Raw genomic sequence first — 22,490 nt, 5'->3', positions numbered from 1 at the left:
CAAAACCCTAAAAACATGAGATACTTATCGTTATTGTTAGTATTCTTGCTTTCTTTATCAACGAATGCACAAGAATATTTTCCAAAAAATGATGGCGTAAAACAAAGTTTTAAAAACTTTACCGCAATTACAAACGCTACTATTTATGTATCAGCAACGCAAAAAATTGAAAAAGCAACGCTGTTAATCAAAGAAAACAAAATTGTAGAAGTAGGAACTAATGTTACCATCCCAAAAGGAGCTACACTTGTAGACGCAACAGGGAAAACAATTTATCCATCATTCATCGAATTGTATAGTGAATTTGGAATAAACAAACCTACTCCAAGACCAAATGGTAATTTCACGCCTCAGTATGACACTAATCGTGAAGGTTATTATTGGAACGATCACATAAAACCAGAATACAATGCCTACGAAAACTTAAATTATGATTCAAAAGTAGCCGGAAGTTTGAGAGAAGCTGGGTTTGGAACCGTTTTAAGTCATCATAATGATGGTGTGATTGCTGGAACTGGTTTACTTTGGACCTTAAACGACTTCGGCACTAACGCTGATAGAATGTTAAAAGATAAAGTATCACAACATTTTACATTCAGCAGAAGTAAATTTACAAAGCAAAGCTATCCTTCTTCAGTGATGGGAAGTATGGCTTTAATTCGTCAGGTATATCACGATGCAAAATGGTATGCACAAGGCAGTGCTACTACCAAAGATTTGTCCTTAGAAGCTTTCAATGCGAACAAATCTTTATTGCAAATCTTTAATGCTGGTGATAAACTAAATGCATTAAGAGCAAATAAATTAGGGAATGAATTTGGAGTAAAATACCTAATTAAAGGAAGCGGAAACGAATTTGAACGCATTGACGAAATCAAAAAATCAGGCGCTACTTTCATCATACCATTAAATTTCCCTGATGCTTATGATGTTTCTGACCCTTATTTAGCGCAACAAGTAAGCTTGAGCGATATGAAGTTTTGGAATCAAGCACCATTCAACTTGAAAATCTTGGCTGAGAATAATGTCCCTTTTGTGCTTTCTACAGCTGATTTAAAAGATACAAAATCGTTTTTATCTAATTTAAGAAAAGCTGTGAATTATGGTTTACCAAAAGACAAAGCGTTATTAGCCTTAACAGAAACTCCTGCTAAATTGGTAAATCAATTTGATAAAGTAGGTTCTATTTCAAAAGGAAAATTAGCGAACTTCATCATTGTTTCAGGTGATCTTTTTGAAGACAAAAGCAACATCTTAGAAAACTGGGTGCAAGGAAATAGAAATATCATCGACAAAATCAATCCTACTGATATTAGAGGAACATACGATTTAGTTTTTGATAATCACAAATTCGAATTAAAAATCGAAGGCGAAACTTCAAAATTTGAAGCTAAAGCAGTTAAAGATAGCATCAACTTTGGAACAAAGATTCAATTCAATGATCCTTGGATAAACTTGGTAATCAAAAATCAAGATACTACAAAAGCGAATTTCGTTAGACTTTCTGGAACTTTCGTAAAAGACATGATGCAAGGAAAAGCTGTTTTAGAAAATGGAAACGAAACGTCTTGGACCGCTACAAAAAGAGCTACTGAAATTAAAGAAGATAAAAAGAAAGACGACAAAAAAGACGAACCAAAAGTTCCTTCCATGTATGCTGTAACGTATCCAAATATTTCGTTTGGAACGACTGAAAAACCAAAACAAGAAACTATTTTATTCAAAAACACAACCGTTTGGACAGGTGAAAAAGACGGAATTCTAAAAGAAACCGATGTTTTAATCCAAAACGGAAAAATTGCAAAAATTGGCAAAAACTTACCTTCAACTGGAGCAAAAGTAGTTGACGGAACTGGAAAACATTTAACGGCTGGAATCATTGATGAACACTCACATATTGCTATTTCAAATGGAGTAAATGAAGGTGGTCAAAATTCATCAGCAGAAGTTACCATTGAAGATGTTGTAAATTCAGATGATATTAATATTTACAGAAATTTGGCGGGTGGCGTTACTTCGGCTAACTTATTACATGGTTCTGCAAATCCAATTGGTGGTCGTGCGGCATTCATCAAATTAAAATGGGGGTATTCTCCTGATGAAATGTTAGTAAAAGATGCTCCAAAATATATCAAATTTGCTTTGGGTGAAAACGTAAAACAATCGAATTGGGGAGATAATGCTCGTAATCGTTTCCCACAATCGCGTATGGGTGTAGAACAAGTTTATGAAGATTATTTTACTAGAGCTATCGAATATAAAAACGAATGGGATGCTTACAAATCTGGCAAGAATAAAAAAATGCCAAGATTTGACATCGAAATGGAAGTTTTAGGCGAAATTTTAGCTAAAAAACGTTTCATCACTTGTCACTCTTATGTACAATCGGAAATTAATATGTTGATAAAATTAGCTGAGCGTTACGGATTCAAAATCCAAACGTTTACACACATTTTAGAAGGATATAAATTAGCAGATAAGATGTCAGCTCACGGTGTTGCTGGTTCAACATTTGCCGATTGGTGGGCTTACAAATATGAAGTTAACGATGCTATTCCATACAACGCTTCAATCATGATGAACGAAGGTGTAAAAGTTTCTATCAATTCAGATGATGCTGAAATGTCAAGACGACTAAACCAAGAAGCAGCTAAAACAGTGAAATACGGAAACGTAACAGAGGAAGAAGCATGGAATTTCGTATCCTTAAATCCAGCAAAAATTCTTCAAGTAGATAATAAAGTAGGAAGTATTAAAGTGGGTAAAGATGCCGATGTGGTACTTTGGTCAGACAGTCCTTTGTCTATTTACACAAGAGCAGAAAAAACTTTAGTAGACGGAATCATTTTCTACGATTTAGAAAAAGAAAAAGAGACTTTAGCCTTAATTCAAAAAGAGCGTGCTGAACTAATCAATTTCATGTTAGACGCTAAAAACAAAGGAATGAAAACGCAATTGCCTAAGAAAAAAGAAAACGGTCACTACCACTGTGATACTTTAGGAGAATATTGCAAAGAGTCGCACTACAAATACAACTAATTATGAAAAAATATATAGTTCTTTTACTTATTTCTTTTTTTGGGTTTGCCCAACAAACGCCAGCACCAAAACAAAGCAAATCGATTTTAATCTTAGGTGCCAAAGCACATTTAGGAAACGGACAAGTAATCGAAAACAGTTTAATTTCGATTATCGATGGAAAAATTGCCACTATTGGCGATGCAACCGTAATGAAACCAGCCAAACACGATATTGTGATTGATGCTTCTGGAAAACATGTTTATCCAGGATTCATTGCGCCAAATTCAACATTAGGTTTAGTTGAAATTGATGCGGTAAGAGCTTCAGATGACGAAAGTGAAATTGGAGAATTCAATCCTCACGTAAGAAGTATTATTGCTTATAATGCTGAATCTAAATTGGTAGAAACTACGCGTCCAAACGGAGTTTTATTAGCGCAAATTACACCAAGAGGCGGAAGAATTGCAGGTACTTCATCAATTGTTCAATTAGATGCTTGGAATTGGGAAGATGCTACAATAAAAGCTAACGATGGTATTCACTTAAACTGGCCAAGAAGTTATTCAAGAGCGGGTTGGTGGGCAGAACCAGGAGGAATTGAAATGAACAAAAACTACGATCCTCAAGTGAAAGCGATTCAAGAATATTTTGAAAATGCTTTTGCTTATTTGGGAAGTAAAAATGCAAAAAAAGACATTCCTTTTGAAGCCATGAAAGGTTTACAAACTGGTGAAAAAACTTTATTTGTAAATGCAAATGGTGAGAAAGAAATCATTGATGCGGTTTTGTTCAAAAAGAAAAACAACATCAAAAACATGACGATTGTTGGAGGTTATTATGCTTTTAAAGTAGGTACTTTATTAAAAGAAAATAACGTTTCTGTTTTATTGAATCGCGTACACAGTTTACCTTTATTAGAAGATGAAGATGTTAATTTACCATACAAAAATGCTAAATTATTAGTGGATGCAGGCGTTTTAGTTGGCTTACAAAATGCGGGCGACATGGAACGTATGCAAACCCGAAACCTTCCGTTTTATGCCGGAACTTGTGCCGCTTGGGGATTAACAAAAGAGCAGGCATTACAATTAATCACAGGAAATTCTGCAAAAATTTTAGGAATTGACAAGCAATATGGAACGTTAGAATCAGGTAAAAGCGCTACCTTATTTATTTCTGAAGGCGATGCTTTAGACATGAAAACCAATGTAATTTCATTCGCATTTATCGATGGAAGACAAATCAGTTTGGAAAGTCATCACACCGAATTGTACCAACGTTACAAAGGAAAATTCGAACAACAAAAAAAATAAGACCAAAAGCCTTTCAGTAAATGAGAGGCTTTTTTGTATTTTTGCCTTATAATTTCTTATTCATGAAACAAATCACCTCGGTTCAAAATCCGTTTATTAAATCGTTAGTTCAATTACAAGAAAAGGCAAAAGTTCGTAAACAAACGGGCACTTTTTTAATTGAAGGAAAACGCGAAATTGAATTGGCATTAAAAGGCGGTTATGAATTAGAAACTATTTTATTTTTACCTGAAATCATTTCGGAAAAAGAAATAAAAAATCTGGTAAAATCGAACTCAGTAGAACTTATCGAAATCTCGAAAGAGGTCTATCAAAAACTAGCCTATCGCGATACAACCGAAGGCATTTTAGCAATTGCCAAAACAAAATCATTAGCCTTATCAGATTTAAAACTTTCTAAAAACCCATTAATTTTAGTTGGGGAATCTTTGGAAAAACCAGGAAACGTTGGCGCTATTTTAAGAACCGCAGATGCGGCTAATATTGATGCAATTATCATCGCCAATCCAAAAAGCGATTTATACAATCCCAATATTGTTCGCTCAAGTGTTGGGTGTTTGTTTACCCGACAAATTGCAGTTGGAACTACGGAAGAAGTTATTGCTTATTTAAAAGCAAATAAAATCAATTTTTTTTCGGCTACTTTACAAGATTCAACAGAATATCATTCGCAAGACTACACCACTCCTACTGCTTTAGTTGTTGGTACAGAAGCAACAGGTTTATCTGAAAAATGGCGAACTGAAAGCACTAAAAATATTATTATTCCAATGCAAGGTGAAATCGATTCCATGAATGTTTCTGTCGCAGCCGCTATTTTACTATTTGAAGCGAAAAGACAACGCGGATTTTAATGTTTTTTCTTTTATCTGTTTTCTGTTTTCTAAACTTGTACAATTAGAAAAAAAACCTTACTTTTAATTAGTTAAAGAATAGATATGACAGAGCTAGAATTAGAAGCCGAAAACAAAGCCATTGCGCAAGAATACAAAGAACTACTTCGCATCAGTTATCAAACCCTTTCCGATGAAGATAAAAAAATCATACGTAAGGCATTTGATGTAGCTGTTGATGCCCATAAAGATCAGAGAAGAAAATCAGGAGAGGCATACATTTTTCATCCCATTGCAGTAGCTAAAATTGTGGCTAGAGATATTGGTTTAGGTGCCACTTCTATCGCCGCAGCCTTAATGCATGATGTAGTAGAAGATACTGACATCACCGTGCAGGATATTGAAAAAATGTTTAATCCTAAAATTGCACAGCTTGTAGAAGGATTAACAAAAATTGCAAAAGTTAAAACCGAACAAGAGATATCTGTTCAAGCTGAAAACTTTCGTAAAATGCTGCTAACATTAAACGATGATGTTCGCGTAATCTTGATAAAAATTGCAGACCGTTTACACAACATGCAAACCATGGAAAGCATGGCCGATTACAAACAAGCCAAAATTGCCTCCGAAACTTTATATATTTACGCACCATTAGCACATCGTTTGGGTCTTTATAACATCAAAACACAACTTGAAGACTTAGGATTAAAATATACCGAACCTGAGGTTTACAATGATATTGTAAGTAAGATAAAAGAGACCAAAGAAGAACAAGATGCATACATCAAAACGATTTCTGAGGTATTAAGTAAATCACTTACAGATGAAGGGATCGAATTTACCATGAAGGGTCGCCCAAAATCAATTTACTCTATTCGAAGAAAAATGAAGGCCCAAGGGGTAACGTTTGATGAGGTATATGATAAATTTGCCCTTCGAATTATTTACAAATCGAATCAACACGATGAAAAATTCCTAGCTTGGAAAATATATTCTATTGTAACCGATCACTACAGACCCTCACCTAGCCGATTGCGTGACTGGATTTCGTCACCAAAATCCACGGGTTATGAAGCTTTACACATTACCGTAATGGGGCCTAAAGGACGCTGGGTGGAAATCCAAGTTCGAAGTGAACGCATGGATGAAGTAGCCGAAAAAGGGTATGCCGCTCACTATAAATACAAAAACGGAGCTTCTGAAGAACACGGTTTAGAAATTTGGTTGAACCAACTTAAAGAAGCTTTGGAAAATTCGGCTTCAAATGCGGTTGACTTTGTTGAAGATTTTAAACTCAATTTGTATTCAAAAGAAATTTATGTTTTTACCCCTAAAGGAGAAATAAAATCCCTTCCAAAAGGAGCCACTACTTTAGATTTTGCGTTCAGTATTCACTCTGAAATTGGAGTAAAAACTAGAGGAACAAAAGTTAATGGAAAATTAGTACCACTGAATTATGAACTTAACAGTGGTGATCAAGTGGAAATAATAACTTCTGCGAATCAAAAACCAACATCTCAATGGCTAGATTATGTTACTACCTCTAGAGCAAAAACCAAAATTAAAAATGTATTAAATGAAAATACAAAGAAAATTGCTGAAGAAGGAAAAGAATTATTGGAACGCAAACTTCGCCATTTAAAAATTACACTTAACGAAAATACAATTAATGAATTAGTTAACTTTTTTAAACTTCAAACCAGTTTAGATTTGTTTTATCGAACTGGAATTGGAGCCATTGAAAACCAACAATTAAAAGATTACGCAGCTCAAAAAAGTAATACCCTGGTTAACTTCTTCAAGAAGACAATCAAGCGCTCTCCTTCAACAGCATCAGATCAAATTCAAAAAAATGAAATAAGCAAAAAATATGATTTATTGGTTTTTGGAACTGAACAAGACAAGCTAGATTATAAACTTTCTACTTGTTGTAATCCGATACCTGGAGACGATGTTTTTGGATTTGTAACAATCAACGAAGGAATTAAGGTACATCGAAAAAACTGCCCAAACGCTATTAGTATGCGTTCCAATTACGCCTATAGAGTTATTCCAGCGAAATGGATTGATTCGTCTCAAGAAGAGTTCAAAGCTGTTTTAAAAATTACAGGAATGGATGTTTTAGGACTTACTAATGAATTAACAAAAGTAATTTCCAATCAAATGAATGTAAATATCCAAAGTATTTCCTTAAATAGTGAAGCGGGAATTTTTAATGGTCAAGTAGCGGTAGTAGTTCAAAATAATACTATCTTAAAAAAACTTATTGAAAACATTAAAAAAGTTGACGGGATTGATAAAGTAACAAGAGTTTATAATAATTAACAAAAGTTAATAACTTAGAAACCTAAATAAAACTAGAATTTTACACAAAGCAAAAATAACACTATCTTTGCGAATATTTCATTTTTCAATACGATGGAAAACAATAATCAAGAAATTGTAAAGAACGTTTTTACTAAATTTTTAGAAGAAAAAGCACACCGAAAAACACCGGAGCGCTATGCCATTCTTCAAGAAATTTACAATACTCCGGAGCATTTTGATATCGAATCTTTATATATCAAAATGAAAAACAAAAACTATCGAGTGAGTAGAGCAACTCTTTACAATACAATCGAACTTTTGCTAGAATGTGGATTGGTACGTCGCCATCAATTTGGACAAAATCAGGCACATTACGAAAAATCATATTTCGACAAACAGCACGATCATATTATTTTAACTGATTCTGGTGAAGTTATTGAATTTTGTGATCCAAGAATTCAACAAATAAAACAAACTATGGAAGAGATGTTTGGCATTGAAATCTCAAATCACTCTCTTTATTTCTATGGAACAAAAAAACAACAATAACTGATATTCTTAAATAAAAAAAAACGTACAGACAAGTCAATGACTTGTCTGTACTATCCAAAAAAAAACAATACAACTAACTACAAATAATAAACAACAACACAATGACTGTAGATTTACTACTTGGATTACAATGGGGAGACGAAGGAAAAGGAAAAATCGTCGATGTTCTTACCTCTAAATATGATATTATTGCTCGCTTTCAAGGAGGTCCAAATGCGGGACATACTTTAGAATTTGACGGAATTAAACACGTTTTAAGAACTATTCCTTCTGGGATTTTCCATAAAAATGCAATCAATATCATCGGAAATGGAGTGGTAATCGACCCAGTAGTTTTCCAAAAGGAAATTGAAGGTTTGGCAAAATTCAACATGGATGTGACTGCTAAATTATTCATTTCTAGAAAAGCACACTTAATTTTACCAACACATCGTTTACTTGACGCTGCTTCTGAAGCATCAAAAGGAAAAGCAAAAATTGGTTCTACTTTAAAAGGTATAGGTCCAACATACATGGACAAAACAGGTAGAAATGGACTTAGAGTTGGTGATATCGAATTAGAAGATTTTAAAGAAAGATACAGAAGTTTAGCTGACAAGCACGAAGCTATGATTGCTTTCTACGATGTAGAATTACAATATAACTTAAAAGAAATGGAAGATGAGTTTTTTGCAGCAGTAGAAGACTTGAAAAAATTAACTTTCATTGATAGCGAAGAATACTTAAACAAAGCCTTAAAAGAGGGAAAATCAATATTAGCAGAAGGAGCGCAAGGCTCTTTATTGGATGTTGATTTTGGTACGTATCCTTACGTAACTTCTTCAAACACAACTGCAGCTGGTGCTTGTACAGGTTTAGGAATTGCACCTAACAAAGTAAAAGACGTTTTCGGGATTTTTAAAGCGTATTCCACTCGTGTTGGTAGTGGCCCTTTCCCAACAGAAGATTTTGAAGAAGCTGGACAAACGATGGCAAAAGTAGGAAACGAATTTGGTTCGGTTACCGGACGTGCTCGTCGTTGTGGTTGGTTAGATTTAGTAGCTTTAAAATATGCCGTTCAAGTTAATGGTGTAACACAATTATACATGATGAAAGGCGATGTTCTTTCTGGATTTGATTCTTTACAAGTTTGCACTGCTTACAACTACAAAGGGCAACAAATTAAACATTTACCCTACAATATTGAACCCGAAAATGTTACTCCTGTTTTCACAGAAATGAAAGGTTGGAAAGCAGATTTAACAGGAATGACAACATATGATGAATTACCGAAAGAATTAAAAACATATATCGAGTTTATTGAAAAAGAAGTCGAAGTACCAATCAAAGTAATCTCAGTTGGTCCAGATAGAAAACAAACGATAATGAAATAAACACCAAAAACGCTTTCAATTGAAAGCGTTTTTTTTATCTTTACTAAAATCAATCATCAAAATAATGAAAAAAATAGCATTTTTATTTCTTTTAATAATTATCTCATCATGTTCAGATGACACAGATGACAATGTTATCCAAAATCAAAATCGAGAATTAACAATCTTAAAAGTTGATTTTTTAACCCATACCTTTGAAGGTGGAAATAGCTTTGAATTTAACAACATTGCTATGACAAACACTTTACCTATTGAAGAAATTTATGTAGCTCCTAGTGATTTTGGAAATTACACTCTAAAATATACTCCTACAAACGAAGTAATTTTTGATGGCCCAATCGCCTGGATGGGAGGTTCTTATGACTTACCTTTAGATTTTGATTCATCTGATTATGAAACTACCACATTAAATCCAACAATCGATTTAAATGAAATAGAATATTTCATGCCTACTGCAGATATTTTGGCAGGCGAAGGTTACACTAATTTCGATTACGCTAATGTTTGGAATTCCATTAAAAACCTTCAAGTTACCAATGATTGTCTAAATAATAATGGAAAAATTGGATTTGTTCTTTACACACCCGGATTAGGTTTATTTCAACCCGAAAATGCTTATTGGTTAGTAATTCTTTACAAGTAAACTAATTTTCAAATACTATGAAGTGATAAAATATTCTTAATTATCAGTGGCTTTTATAGTTTTTACTTAAATTTGGCTCAAAATAATTTTAAGTTGAAAAACACATTTTTTTATATAGCCTTTTTGTTGCTGACAGTAAGTTTTTTATCAGCACAAGAAAAGAAAAAAATCATCATTGAAAACTCCGATTTCGTAGATATGAATCAGACCGAAATTCCTGGAGCTACTGTATTTACAGGAAATGTTCGTATCATTCACAATGGAGTTAAAATGTTTTGCAACAAAGCTTATCATTTTAAAAGTGAGAATTATGTAAAAGCATTTGGAAATGTTCAAATGAACCAAGGCGATACTATCACAATGAATAGTAAATATGCTGAGTACAATGGTGATAAAGAATTTGCTTTTGCTACAGGAGATGTTGTGTTACGCTCACCAGAATCAACTTTAACAACTGATACGGTATATTTCGACAAAAAAAACCAAGAGGCATTTTATAACACTTACGGCACTATTCGTAATAAAGAAAATACATTGAGAAGCAAATCGGGTCGTTACTACGTAAATCAAAAAAAATACAAATTTACCACTGCCGTTACCGTTACAAATCCAGAAAGTAACATCAAAACAAACAACCTTGATTATTATGAAAATTCAGGCCATGCCTATGTTTTTGGACCTTCAACTATTACAAACAAAGGAAATATAATTTATACCGAAAACGGGTTTTACGATACAACAAATAACATCGGTAAACTTTCCAAAAACTCCAAAATTACGCTCGATAATAAGATTATTGAAGGTGATGATTTGTATTACGATCGAAAGAAAAACTATTCTAGAGGTATTAACAATGTAAAAATTACCGATACCATCAACAAAGTAATCGCAACAGGTCATTATGCTGAATTATATCGCAATGCTGCCACCAAAAAAGATTCAATGATTTTAACAAAAAAGGCATTAGTAAAAACTTTGGTTGAAAAAGATACAATGTACATGCATGGAAAAAAAATAATAGTTTCGGGGCCACAAGAAAATAGAATAATTCGAGCTTTTAACAATGTTCGATTTTACAAATCTGATATGAGTGGAAAATGCGATTCTTTATGGTCAAACAATAAAACCCAACTTACAAAACTTATTGGAAAACCAATCCTTTGGAACAATGAAAACCAAATGACAGGAGATGTAATGCATTTAATTGGGAATAATAAAACACAAAAATTAGATTCATTAAAAGTACTGAACAATGCCTTTATTATTCAAAAAGATAGCCTTAGCCAAAATGGGTACAACCAAATAAAAGGAGTAAATCTTTATGGGAGATTTATTGATAGCAAATTAAAAGAAGTTGATGTAGTAAAAAACGCTGAAGTTATTTATTACATGTATAATGATGCTAATGAATTCATTGGAATTAACAAAACCGTTTGTAGTAAAATCAATCTAGAATTAGAAGAAAATAAAATTGATGCGATAACTTTCTTTACCAAAACAGATAGTCATATTTACCCAGAAAGTGAATTCCCAGAAAACGCTAGAAAACTAAGAGGCTTTAATTGGCGAGGTGATGAACGGATTTTATCTAAAGATGCTATTTTCCCAGCAGATGAAATAGCGTTAGATGATAAAATTCAGGTAGAAGCTAAAAAGAAAGCAGTTGCCGCTCAAAAACCTATGGAAATTCAAAAAGAAACACTAGAGTTTGATAAAAACACTAAAGTTGAAGATAAAAAAATCAACAAAAACCCTGAATCAAAAAAGAAAATAACCACAAAAAAATAATAATCAGTCTATGATTGAAGATTTTTTTAAATACCAAGCACAAACCTCACCTCACCCATTAGCTATGGAAATTTCCCATGCAAAGGGTTCTTATATTTATGACACCGAAGGCAATGCCTATTTAGACATGGTAGCTGGAGTTTCTGCAAATACATTAGGGCATCAACCAAAACGGGTTCATGATGCTATAAAAAAACAACTAGACACTTATTCTCATGTAATGGTTTATGGCGAATATGCCCAACATCCAGCTACAGAATTGTGTAAATTATTGGCTAAAAATCTTCCTTATCCACTAACGAAAACATATCTGGTAAATTCAGGAACGGAAGCCATTGAAGGCGCATTAAAATTAGCACGCCGTGTAACAGGAAGAAGTCAATGGATTTCATGCCACAATGCTTATCATGGTAATACCATGGGGAGTATGAGTGTGATGGGATTTGAAGAACGCAAACAAATTTTTCGACCTTTGATTCCTGATGTCGATTTCATTACGTTCAACAATGAAGTAGATTTAGAAAAAATTACTACTCGAACTGCTGGAGTTTTATTAGAAACGATTCAAGGTGGTGCTGGATTTATCGAACCACAAAATGATTTTCTTAAAAAAGTACGTCAACGATGTGATGAAGTGGGTGCCATAATGATATTAGACGAAATTCAACCCGGATTTGGACGTACAGGAAAACTTTTCGGATTTCAAAACTATGATGTTGTCCCTGATGTAGTGGTAATGGGAAAAGGAATGGGTGGCGGAATGCCTGTCGGAGCTTTTACTGCCTCTGAAAAAATGATGGATTTATTAAGCCATGATCCAAAACTTGGTCATATCACGACTTTTGGCGGACATCCTGTCATTGCGGCAGCGAGTTTGGCAACATTACAAGAAATAACGGAGACCAATTTAATGCAAGAAACTTTAGAAAAAGAACAACTTTTCAAAAAGCTTTTAGTACATCCGTTAATCAAAGAAATTCGAGGCCGCGGACTTATGTTAGCGGCAATGACCGATGCTCCTGAGATTACTAATGAAGTAATTTTACGTTGTCATAAAAGAGGTGTTATTTTATTCTGGCTTCTTTTCGAAGGTTGTGCTATTCGCATAACACCTCCATTAACCATTAGTAATGAAGAAATTACAAAGGGTTGTGGCATTATTCTTGATGTGCTTAATGAAGTAGAAAAAGAAATAAAACAAAATATTTTACAAAAGGCTTAATTTTAATTTCAAAAAGAGGTAATAATTGTTAATTATTTTGTTTAAAACAATTCCTTTAGAAACCTACTTCCCCAATATAAATCCTTAATTTTATTTAGGATAAAATCATAAAATGAAGCGCTATGAATTTGAGCAACGAAGAAGAAGAAAACAGCTTATCCTTATCTAAATTTGAATCCATGTTAAAAACTAATAAAGTTTTTTTCTTTGATTCAGAAGAGTTTGAAGATATCATTCTTCATTACATGGATACAGGCCGATTAAATTTAGCTAAAAGAGCGCTGAAATTAGGTTTAGAACAACATCCTAAATCTACGGGATTAAAATTAGTTCAAGTAGAGATGTTGGTTTATGAAGACAAACTCGATATTGCTGAAAAATTGCTAAACGAGTTATATGCTATCGAACCCACTAATGAAGAAATCTATATTCAAAAAGCCAATATCTGTTCTAAAAGAGACGAACATGAAAAGGCTATTTCTCATTTAAAAACAGCCTTAAAATATACAGATGATTATGCTGATGTCTATTCGATGATAGGAATGGAATATCTTTTCATGGATAATTTAGAAATGGCTAAAGAAAATTTTATTAAGTGTTTAGATGAAGATACAGAGGATTATTCTGCATTATATAATGTTGTATATTGTTTTGATTTCCTTGACCAAAATGCAGAAGCGATTGTTTATCTAAGCCGATTTATTGATAAAAATCCCTACAGTGAAGTAGCTTGGCATCAATTAGGAAGACAATATTATGCCTTGAAAAACTACGAAAAAGCAGTTTGGGCATTCGATTATGCTACATTAATCGATGACACCTTTCTAGGAGCTTACATGGAAAAAGCAAAATCGTTAGAAAAACTAAAAAAATATCAAGAAGCAATTGACTGTTACAATGTTACATTAGAATTAGACGATCCTTCTTCATTTGTTTTACTTCGCGTTGCTAAATGTTATGAGCGTTTAGGCAATAATGAATTTGCATTAAATTACTATTTAAAAACAGTTCATGAAGATCCTTTACTAGATAAAGGGTGGATTGCAATCACTGACTTTTATATTCGTCAAAAAAACTTCCAAAAGGCACTTTATTACGTGAATAAAGCTTTAGGAATAGATAATGATAATTCAATGTATTGGAAACGATTTGCAGCTGTAAATAGTGCTTTGCAATATTTTGAAGAGGCAGAATATGGATACAGAAAAGCTTTTGAGTGTGGTGATATTAATTTAGATACTTTTACACTATGGACTGACGTTCTTCAACACCTTGGCGAATTTGATACTGCCATCGAAATTCTCCAAGAAGCTAATCTAGTACTACCAAATGAATATGAAATTGAATATCGATTAGCCGGATTATATTTCTTGACAGAAAATTCCAGTAAAGGCAATCTTCATCTAGTGAACGGAATGAAATTAGAACTAAAACATTTATCTTTGTTCCAAGAATTATTCCCTAGCGTTTGGACAAAAACCGAGGTTCTAAGCACTATCGAAAAATTTAAAACAAGAAAAAAACAATAATGGAATTAGTAACTTTTCTACTAGAATTTTTAAAAGACCCTTTAACCGTAATCCAAGAATTAATTCATCAATACGACAACCTAATCTACTTTATTTTATTTATGGTTGTCTTTGTTGAAACAGGTTTTGTAGTGATGCCCCTACTCCCTGGCGATTCAATGTTGTTTGCTATTGGTGTAATTGCTGCAACTACAGGTCAATTAAGTATTGCAATTATAATTCCACTACTAATCGTAGCCGCGCTGTTAGGCGATAACCTTAACTATTTTGTGGGTAATAAATTTGGAGTATTCATTAAACAAAAGGAAAAAATACTTTTTTTAAAAAAAGAATATATAACTCAGACAGAAACTTTCTTTGAAAAAAATGGTGGTAAAGCCGTTATTATGGCTCGTTTCGTTCCTATTGTTCGTACCATTGCCCCATTTGTTGCAGGTGCTGGAAGCATGAAATATTCTAAATATATTTTCTTTTGTATTACTGGAGCTATCATTTGGGTCACTAGTATTACTTTTTTAGGCTATTTCCTAGGACAAGTTCCGTGGGTTAAGGCTAATTTTGAAAAAGTCGTTTTAGCTATTATTATTATTTCAGTTTTGCCAATTTTCATTAAAATGTTAAAAAAGAAAGAGTCAAACAATCTTCAGGCTTAAAACATTTTAATTCTTAAACAATTACATAAACCAAAATCTCAAAATTTTAAACAACTTACAATCCAAATGGAAATTATTGATTTTTTATCTGCCTTTTTAAATGATCCTTTAACTGTAATCCAAGATTTAATTCATAAATACGATTATTTAATTTATTTTATTTTATTCTTAGTAATTTTTGTTGAAACAGGCTTTGTTGTAATGCCTCTATTACCCGGCGATTCGCTTCTCTTTGCTATTGGTGTTATTGCTGCTTCAACTGGACAATTAAGCATGGGAATCATAATCCCTTTGCTTATAGTTGCAGCACTATTAGGTGATAATTTAAATTATTTTGTGGGTAATAAATTCGGAAATCTAATCAAACAAAGAAAAAAAATATTATTCCTTAAAAAAGAATATATTACACATACTGAAACTTTTTTCGAAAAAAACGGTGGAAAAGCAATCATCATGGCACGTTTTGTACCTGTACTAAGAACAATTGCTCCTTTTGTAGCTGGTGCTGGTAGTATGCCTTATTTAAAATACATCGTGTTCTGTGTTCTAGGAGCTTTTATTTGGGTAACCAGTTTAACTTTTCTTGGCTATTTCCTTGGTCAAGTAGTATGGGTTAAAGAAAACTTTGATGCTGTGATTTTAATTATTACCATTTTATCTGTGTCACCTGTAATAATCAAAGCGTTAAAAAAGAAATTTGCAAAAAACTAAACTTTAAAAAACTTTAACTTAAGTTATAACAGAAAAATCTCACTAAATTTGTTATTCAACATTTAATATTTTTTAAAATGAAAAAGAAACAAAAAAAACAGTTGAAATTTGGCTTAATAGGTCGAAATATTAACTATTCTTTTTCAAAAAAATACTTTAGCGAAAAGTTTGAAATAAGTCATTTTGATAATTGTGAATACAAAAACTACGATATCGAAAGCATAAGAGAATTTCCAAAAATTATTTCTGAAGTTAAACGATTGAAAGGTTTAAATGTCACCATTCCATACAAAGAGGAAATCATTCCTTTCTTGAATAAATTATCAAAAACAGCCCAAAAAATTGGAGCAGTTAATTGCATAACGATTTCTAAAAATAAAAAACTTAAAGGTTATAATACAGATTATTACGGATTTAAAAAATCAATAAAGCCTTTATTAAAAGAATACCACAAGAAAGCTTTAATTTTAGGAACTGGCGGAGCAAGTAAAGCTGTTGCTTACGCTTTACGAACTTTAAAAATCGAATATGATTTTGTTTCTAGAACTGCTGACGAATTTCAATACAAATACGAAGAATTAGATGCTTCCATCTTTGAAGAATATACGATTATCATCAACACCACTCCAGTAGGAACACATCCAAATGTGGACGATTGTCCGAATTTAGACTATAGTTTGTTTACTAAAAAACACATTGCTTACGACTTAATTTACAATCCAGAAGAAACCGCATTTTTAAAAAAGGCTAAAGCACAAGGCGCCGTGACTAAAAACGGCTACGAAATGTTGGTTTTACAGGCGGAAAAGGCTTGGAAGATTTGGAATGAGTAGGTTTTCTTAAACGCAAAGACGCAAAGGTTTACGCAAAGTTCGCAAATGTTTTTCACGCACAGTTTGTCATGCTGATAAGCATATCTTTTATGTCATCCTTACGGGATTTTTTCTATTCATTTCATTAAATTACTAGAATATCATGCCTAACGGCATTTAAGAAGAAACTTTTGAAAAAGTACAAAACCAAAACTTCTTCAAAAAACCACTCCCAAGAAAGCCATTTGATGGCAATCTAACCCCGATAGTAGCGACATCCCGTCTTTAGCGGATATAGCGGAACGCGGGAAAATGGAAAACAAGAAAGCCTAAAACACTCGTTTCAAAGAAAATAAGCGATTATTAGTCAATTTTTTTTGAATTTTCGGAGTGCTTTAGTATCTTCACACCATATTAGTAACCTTAAGCATTTACACAATGTCAGAAGCAACACATGATAACCTGCACAACGCAGATGGACAAGACCAAATGGAACAATTAGATGGTGTTACCACTATTAGTCAATCGGTATTAGAGGAAATAGACAATTCTAATGCAGAAGAAAGCGAAGATGATTCGATAAAAGAAAAGCACGAAATTCCAGTTTTGGATTACGATGCGATGTCGATGGAAGCCTTAACCGATGAACTGGAAAAATTAGTCAACAACGAAAAAGTAATGGCGATTAAAGACCATGTAGAAGGCATTAGAAAAGCTTTTTCGGACAAATACCACCATTTTATAGACGAGAAAAAAGAGGAATTCTTAGCTCAAAACAACGAAGAAGGTTTAGATTTTGAGTATCACTTCCCTTTAAAAAATAAGTTTGATGGTATTTACAACGCGTACAAAGCAAGTAAAGCGAAACACTTCAAACAATTACAAAACAATTTAGAACAGAATTTCGCGGTTCGTGAAAGCTTAATCGAAGAGTTGAAAAACTTAATCGATTCTGGTGATTCGAGCATTAGCGATATGTTCAAAAAGGTAAACGAAATTCGTGAGCGATGGAAAAATGCGGGTGCGATTCCAAGAGACAAATACAATATCTTGTGGAACAACTACCATTTTCACATGGAGCGTTTTTACGACATCATGCACTTAGACAAAGAAGCGCGTGATTTAGACTTGAAAAACAATTTAGAGCAAAAACAATTAATCATTGCTAAAGCCAAAGAATTGTTGAACGAAACTGACGTAATGAAAGCGTTCCGCGAATTGCAATTATTACACCGCGTTTGGAAAGAAGAAATTGGTCCAGTAGATCGTGAACACAGAGAAGTGATTTGGAACGAATTCAGCGAAATCACCAAACAAATGCACGATAAACGCGAAAGTTTATATGCTGAAGCTAGAGCTAAAGAATCAGACAACTTAGCGGTGAAAAACGAAATCATATCTCAAATTATTGTTTTAGGAAACGAGAAAATCGATTCGCACAGTGGATGGCAAGAGCAAATTCAGAAAATGGAAGCATTACGTGAAGCGTTCTTTAAAGCAGGAAAAGTGCCAGCGGAAGTAACTGAGGAAACTTGGGCTAACTTTAAAAATGCGGTTCGTTCTTTTAATGCGAACAAAAATGTTTTCTATAAAGACATCAAACACGAACAACACGAGAACTTAAATAAAAAATTAGCGTTAGTTGAAAAAGCTAAATCATTAAAAGACAGTGCTGATTTCGCGGCTACAACTCCAATTATGAAGAAAATTCAGGACGATTGGAAGAAAATTGGACATGTGCCACGAAAATATTCAGATAGTGTTTGGAAAGACTTTAAAGATGCGTGTAATGCATATTTTGATAGAATGCATGAAGCAAGAAACGCGGAAACTAGTGAAGAAGTAGAAGCATTTGAAAAGAAAAAAGCATTTTTAGAAGAATTGAAATCATTCACTTTAACTGGCGAACACAAAGCGGATTTAGATGCCATAAAAGCTCACATTGCGACTTGGAAAACTTTTGGAAAAGTACCTTTTAACAGAAGACATATTGAAGGAAAATTCAATAAGATTTTAGATGCCTTGTTTGAAAAACTAAGTATGTCTAAAAAAGATACCGAAATGATGCGTTTTAACAATCGCTTAGAGCAATTAGTAGAAGGTGACGACCGCAGAGCTTTGGAACAAGAGCAATTCTTTATCAGAAAGAAAATCGACGAAGTACAAAGCGAAATTTTCCAATTAGAGAACAACATTCAGTTTATTAGCAGTAGTTCGAAAGGTGAAAATCCTTTTATCAAAGAAGTTCAAAAAAGCATTGAACGCCACAAAGACGACTTGAAACTATGGAAAGAAAAATTACAGCAAATTAAAAATATGTAATTGGAAATCCCGAGTTAAGGCTCGGGATTTTTTTAAAAAATTTTCAAATGAAAAACATCCTTATTTTTTTCACTTTTTTTATTACTAATTATTCACTAAGTCAAATTAATTTAAAAGATTCTACTTTTCAAGCTATTGGATATTGGGATTTAAACGAGGAGCAACAATATAAAATTACCCATTCCAAATACAAAGTTACTGGTAATGATTCCATTTTAAAAAGCAGATTAGACTTTAGACTGAATATAAAAATTACTGACTCAACAGCTAACTCTTATACAATTGAGTGGCTATATTCTGACTTTAAAACCAATATTAAACATCCACTACTTTCAAAAATCATCTCTTTAAATGAAAATAGAAAAATTATTTTCAAAACAGATGAAATGGGAGGTTTCAAAGAAATTTTAAATTTAGAAGAATTAACTAGAGATTATCAAAAGACAATTGATATACTTAAAAACGAAATTTCAAAGTCCGATAATGAGTTAGTTGAATTAATAAAAAAAATTGAAACCTTATATATAGGAAAATTGGCTGTAAATAACACGACTATTAAAGACATTAATCAATTTTATAATTTTCATGGTGGGGCGTATAAATTAAATGAAACCGTTGAAGGTAATTTAAAACTAGACAACCTTTTAGGGGGAGAGCCGTTTGACGCAAAAGTTTATGTTGAATTAACCGAAATTTCCGAAGATAATGATTTTGTAGTGCTTTTACTTGAACAATATGTTGATCAAGAACAACTTGCTAAAGAAGCTATACGATTTGGAGAAAAAATAAGTGAACAAAAAATAAGTGCTAATGATAAAAAAAACATCGAAAACTTAGAACATAGCATAATATTAACCACATCCATACATAATTCCGGTTGGCCTTTATACTCAATGCAAGTAACAAATGTAAGTTTAGATGGAAATAGTAACGTTGAAATTAGAGAAATTGAAATTATTTTAGACGAAAATTAAAAAGGTAAATCAATTTATTTTTCTAACATGACAATCATTTTCATAACACACTAATATACAGTCTTTACAAAACTTCCTAATCGTTGTGTTTATTTTACCGATTTCAGCTCCAAAGGAACTAAAAAAAGTGAATGCAACTATTTAAAATACCATTAGGCATGAAATATGGGTAACTTTAAAGTAAAATAGCTGGTAAAATCCCGTAGGGATTACATAAAAGAGATGCTTAAGCATGACAAACTGAGTGGAAAAACTTTGCGTGCTTTGCGAAACAACTTAGCGCCTTTGCGTTTAAATACTCAAACAAGTTGAGCCTAACAAACTAAACGTTAAAACTGAACACTGCGTCTGACCACTGAACACTACAACTTCTTCGCTTCTTCCCAAAAAACATCCATTTCAGCTAGCGTCATATTCATTAAAGGTTTGCCTAATTCGGTGGCTTTGCTTTCTAAATATTGGAAACGTTTAATGAATTTTTTATTGGTGCGTTCTAAAGCGTCTTCTGGGTTTACTTTTAAGAATCTTGCGTAATTTATCATGGAGAATAAAACGTCGCCAAATTCGGCTTCTATTTTGTCTTGGTTGCCGGCTTGTACCTCAACTTGAAGTTCGTTTAGCTCTTCTTGTACTTTGTCCCACACTTGATGCGGTTCTTCCCAATCAAATCCAACACCTTTAACCTTATCTTGAATGCGGCTTGCTTTTACTAATGCTGGTAAACTTTTTGGCACACCTTCTAAAACGGATTTTTTACCTTCTTTGAGTTTTAGTTTTTCCCAATTTTGCTTTACTTCTTCTTCATCAGCCACTATCACATCGCCATAAATATGTGGATGACGATCGATTAATTTATCACAAATGGAATTTGCTACATCGCCAATATCAAACGCATTGGTTTCGCTTCCAATTTTCGCATAAAATACAATGTGTAACAATACATCACCCAACTCTTTCTTGATTTCCTGCAAATCGTTATCTAAAATAGCATTGCCTAATTCGTAGGTTTCTTCAATCGTTAAATGACGTAGACTTTGAAGCGTTTGCTTTTTATCCCACGGACATTTTTCGCGTAAATCGTCCATGATATCTAAAAGGCGGTTGAAAGCTTGTAATTGTTGCTGGCGTGTGTTCATTTTGGAGTTGAATTGTTAAATTGTTGAATCGTTAAATTGAGATGCTGAAACGAGTTCAGCATGACAAATTAGATGTAAAAATAAAAAATCCCACGTGGAAAACGCAGGATTTTAAAGTATAATTTTTTCAATGCTTATTCAGCAGCTGGAGTTTCTTCTTCTTGTTTTACTTCTTTTGATAACGCTTCTACAGAAACAAATCCTTTAGGTTGTAACAAATTGTACCAATTTAAGATTTTTTTAATGTCAGACGTATATACTCTGTCTTCGTCAAATTCTGGTAAAACTTCTCTGAAATACGTTTTTAATTTTGCATCGTCTTCTTTGTGAGACATTGCTAAACCATCGTTTTCTTTAGTAGCAATTGCTTTGAATACTTCTGTTAAACGTACCTCTTCTGAATAAGTATATACTGCAATTTCTGATAACAAACTTACGTTTGCTCTCATTCCAACAGTAATTTTCTTTCCGTCTAATAAAGACTCTGCAACAAATCCTGTACGTGTTTGAATTTTTAATTCATATAAACCTGGTTTCCCAGAAATAGCTAATATTTTTTGAATGCTCATTGTTCTTACTAATTAAGGTTGGCAAATATATTATTTTAAAGTAAAAAGTGAAACGTAAAAAGTAAAAAGTTTAAAGAAAAACTGAATACTAAAAACTGAACACTGAATACTGTAATTAACGTCCTTTTTTGTTAACAAATTTCATTTTATAATCAGGTCTTGCTTTACCATCCATGATGTTTTGCAATTTTTTCCCAATTAATTTCTTTTTCAACATCGACAAGTGATCAGTAAATAAAATACCTTCAATGTGATCGTACTCATGTTGGATAACACGAGCGATTAAACCATCATATACTTCGGTCTTCTTATTAAAATCTTCGTCCATGTATTCAATTGTAATTGTGTCATGACGAAAAACATCTTCACGCACATCTGGTATACTCAAACAACCTTCGTTGAATCCCCAAATATCACCTTCTTCTTTGATGATTTTGGCATTAATAAACGTCTTTTTGAAGTCTTTCATTAAAGCTGCTTCTTCTTTAGAAACGTCATCACTATCTGCAAAAGGTTCGGTATCAATAACAAACAAACGAATAGGTAACCCAACTTGTGGAGCCGCCAAACCAACGCCATGTGCATGATACATAGTGTCATACATGTTCGCAATTGTTTCTTTAAGATTCGGATATTCTGGCGTAATGTCCTCCGCTACTTTACGTAAAACTGGTTCACCGTATCCGTATATTGGTAAAATCATAAACTTGAAATTAAGGGTACAAAAATAGT

General features: G+C 33.0%; 18 protein-coding genes. 15 read left to right on the top strand and 3 right to left on the bottom strand.

The features are described 5' to 3' along the window. The first annotated feature begins 15 nt into the window (after positions 1-15). The 15 genes from NAT47_RS05605 to NAT47_RS05535 all read left to right on the top strand — a co-directional run bounded on the left by NAT47_RS05605 (position 16) and on the right by NAT47_RS05535 (position 20,053). Positions 16-3,039 (top strand): amidohydrolase family protein, encoded by a 3,024-nt coding sequence (locus NAT47_RS05605; RefSeq protein ID WP_250581257.1) that lies wholly within the window; start codon positions 16-18, stop codon positions 3,037-3,039. Between the two features lie 2 nt (positions 3,040-3,041). Then, positions 3,042-4,334: an amidohydrolase family protein gene (locus NAT47_RS05600; RefSeq protein WP_250581250.1), complete on the top strand. Its 1,293-nt coding sequence runs from the start codon at positions 3,042-3,044 to the stop codon at positions 4,332-4,334. Positions 4,335-4,396: 62 nt separating this feature from the next. Next, on the top strand, positions 4,397-5,188 hold the full coding sequence (locus NAT47_RS05595; RefSeq protein ID WP_250581243.1) for a TrmH family RNA methyltransferase: 792 nt from the start codon (positions 4,397-4,399) through the stop codon (positions 5,186-5,188). Positions 5,189-5,272: 84 nt separating this feature from the next. Next, entirely contained in the window at positions 5,273-7,492 is a 2,220-nt protein-coding gene (locus tag NAT47_RS05590) for a RelA/SpoT family protein (RefSeq protein ID WP_250581236.1), read from the top strand. Positions 7,493-7,585: 93 nt separating this feature from the next. After that, positions 7,586-8,023 (top strand): Fur family transcriptional regulator, encoded by a 438-nt coding sequence (locus NAT47_RS05585; protein WP_250581234.1) that lies wholly within the window; start codon positions 7,586-7,588, stop codon positions 8,021-8,023. A gap of 104 nt (positions 8,024-8,127) precedes the next feature. Beyond that, a complete protein-coding gene (locus NAT47_RS05580) occupies positions 8,128-9,399 on the top strand; it encodes an adenylosuccinate synthase (protein ID WP_250581232.1) in 1,272 nt (423 codons plus the stop codon). Positions 9,400-9,463: 64 nt separating this feature from the next. Continuing rightward, positions 9,464-10,042: a hypothetical protein gene (locus tag NAT47_RS05575; protein ID WP_250581225.1), complete on the top strand. Its 579-nt coding sequence runs from the start codon at positions 9,464-9,466 to the stop codon at positions 10,040-10,042. A 93-nt stretch (positions 10,043-10,135) separates the two neighbouring features. Next, positions 10,136-11,830, top strand: coding sequence for an OstA-like protein (locus tag NAT47_RS05570; protein ID WP_250581223.1), 1,695 nt, complete (start codon positions 10,136-10,138; stop codon positions 11,828-11,830). A gap of 10 nt (positions 11,831-11,840) precedes the next feature. Continuing rightward, the gene (locus NAT47_RS05565; RefSeq protein WP_250581221.1) at positions 11,841-13,052 is read left to right on the top strand and encodes an aspartate aminotransferase family protein; all 1,212 of its coding nucleotides are present in this window, start codon (positions 11,841-11,843) and stop codon (positions 13,050-13,052) included. A gap of 122 nt (positions 13,053-13,174) precedes the next feature. Then, positions 13,175-14,581 (top strand): tetratricopeptide repeat protein, encoded by a 1,407-nt coding sequence (locus NAT47_RS05560; RefSeq protein ID WP_250581219.1) that lies wholly within the window; start codon positions 13,175-13,177, stop codon positions 14,579-14,581. Further along, entirely contained in the window at positions 14,581-15,234 is a 654-nt protein-coding gene (locus tag NAT47_RS05555; protein WP_250581217.1) for a VTT domain-containing protein, read from the top strand. The genes NAT47_RS05560 and NAT47_RS05555 overlap by 1 nt, the downstream gene beginning before the upstream one ends. Before the next feature lie 66 nt (positions 15,235-15,300). Continuing rightward, positions 15,301-15,945, top strand: a complete 645-nt coding sequence (locus NAT47_RS05550) for a VTT domain-containing protein (RefSeq protein WP_250581210.1) — start codon at positions 15,301-15,303, stop codon at positions 15,943-15,945. A 77-nt stretch (positions 15,946-16,022) separates the two neighbouring features. Beyond that, on the top strand, positions 16,023-16,778 hold the full coding sequence (locus NAT47_RS05545) for a shikimate dehydrogenase family protein (protein WP_250581203.1): 756 nt from the start codon (positions 16,023-16,025) through the stop codon (positions 16,776-16,778). A gap of 417 nt (positions 16,779-17,195) precedes the next feature. Further along, positions 17,196-19,079, top strand: coding sequence for a DUF349 domain-containing protein (locus tag NAT47_RS05540; RefSeq protein WP_250581200.1), 1,884 nt, complete (start codon positions 17,196-17,198; stop codon positions 19,077-19,079). A gap of 47 nt (positions 19,080-19,126) precedes the next feature. Beyond that, the gene (locus NAT47_RS05535; protein WP_250581193.1) at positions 19,127-20,053 is read left to right on the top strand and encodes a hypothetical protein; all 927 of its coding nucleotides are present in this window, start codon (positions 19,127-19,129) and stop codon (positions 20,051-20,053) included. Positions 20,054-20,415: 362 nt separating this feature from the next. On the opposite strand, the gene mazG is transcribed toward NAT47_RS05535, so the two are convergent. From mazG to def, 3 genes are all read right to left on the bottom strand, one after another. Next, entirely contained in the window at positions 20,416-21,189 is a 774-nt protein-coding gene (gene mazG, locus NAT47_RS05530) for a nucleoside triphosphate pyrophosphohydrolase (RefSeq protein WP_250581191.1), read from the bottom strand. Between the two features lie 134 nt (positions 21,190-21,323). After that, a complete protein-coding gene (locus tag NAT47_RS05525) occupies positions 21,324-21,758 on the bottom strand; it encodes a DUF5606 family protein (RefSeq protein ID WP_250581189.1) in 435 nt (144 codons plus the stop codon). Positions 21,759-21,873: 115 nt separating this feature from the next. Next, positions 21,874-22,461 (bottom strand): peptide deformylase, encoded by a 588-nt coding sequence (def, locus tag NAT47_RS05520; protein WP_250581187.1) that lies wholly within the window; start codon positions 22,459-22,461, stop codon positions 21,874-21,876. Between the last annotated feature and the right edge of the window lie 29 nt (positions 22,462-22,490).

The sequence above is a fragment of the Flavobacterium fragile genome (genome assembly GCF_023634865.1).
In the GTDB taxonomy this organism is placed as follows: Bacteria; Bacteroidota; Bacteroidia; order Flavobacteriales; family Flavobacteriaceae; genus Flavobacterium; species Flavobacterium fragile.
Note: the sequence above shows the minus strand (reverse complement) of the source record. Positions and strands in the feature narration are given on the sequence as shown.

Excerpts from the sequence above, each read along its gene's own strand:
- NAT47_RS05605 (WP_250581257.1), top strand. The coding sequence starts at position 16 with ATGAGATACTTATCGTTATTGTTAGTATTCTTGCTTTCTTTATCAACG.
- NAT47_RS05600 (WP_250581250.1), top strand. The coding sequence starts at position 3,042 with ATGAAAAAATATATAGTTCTTTTACTTATTTCTTTTTTTGGGTTTGCC.
- NAT47_RS05595 (WP_250581243.1), top strand. The coding sequence starts at position 4,397 with ATGAAACAAATCACCTCGGTTCAAAATCCGTTTATTAAATCGTTAGTT.
- NAT47_RS05590 (WP_250581236.1), top strand. The coding sequence starts at position 5,273 with ATGACAGAGCTAGAATTAGAAGCCGAAAACAAAGCCATTGCGCAAGAA.
- NAT47_RS05585 (WP_250581234.1), top strand. The coding sequence starts at position 7,586 with ATGGAAAACAATAATCAAGAAATTGTAAAGAACGTTTTTACTAAATTT.
- NAT47_RS05580 (WP_250581232.1), top strand. The coding sequence starts at position 8,128 with ATGACTGTAGATTTACTACTTGGATTACAATGGGGAGACGAAGGAAAA.
- NAT47_RS05575 (WP_250581225.1), top strand. The coding sequence starts at position 9,464 with ATGAAAAAAATAGCATTTTTATTTCTTTTAATAATTATCTCATCATGT.
- NAT47_RS05565 (WP_250581221.1), top strand. The coding sequence starts at position 11,841 with ATGATTGAAGATTTTTTTAAATACCAAGCACAAACCTCACCTCACCCA.
- NAT47_RS05560 (WP_250581219.1), top strand. The coding sequence starts at position 13,175 with ATGAATTTGAGCAACGAAGAAGAAGAAAACAGCTTATCCTTATCTAAA.
- NAT47_RS05555 (WP_250581217.1), top strand. The coding sequence starts at position 14,581 with ATGGAATTAGTAACTTTTCTACTAGAATTTTTAAAAGACCCTTTAACC.
- NAT47_RS05550 (WP_250581210.1), top strand. The coding sequence starts at position 15,301 with ATGGAAATTATTGATTTTTTATCTGCCTTTTTAAATGATCCTTTAACT.
- NAT47_RS05545 (WP_250581203.1), top strand. The coding sequence starts at position 16,023 with ATGAAAAAGAAACAAAAAAAACAGTTGAAATTTGGCTTAATAGGTCGA.
- NAT47_RS05540 (WP_250581200.1), top strand. The coding sequence starts at position 17,196 with ATGTCAGAAGCAACACATGATAACCTGCACAACGCAGATGGACAAGAC.
- NAT47_RS05535 (WP_250581193.1), top strand. The coding sequence starts at position 19,127 with ATGAAAAACATCCTTATTTTTTTCACTTTTTTTATTACTAATTATTCA.
- mazG (WP_250581191.1), bottom strand. The coding sequence starts at position 21,189 with ATGAACACACGCCAGCAACAATTACAAGCTTTCAACCGCCTTTTAGAT.
- NAT47_RS05525 (WP_250581189.1), bottom strand. The coding sequence starts at position 21,758 with ATGAGCATTCAAAAAATATTAGCTATTTCTGGGAAACCAGGTTTATAT.
- def (WP_250581187.1), bottom strand. The coding sequence starts at position 22,461 with ATGATTTTACCAATATACGGATACGGTGAACCAGTTTTACGTAAAGTA.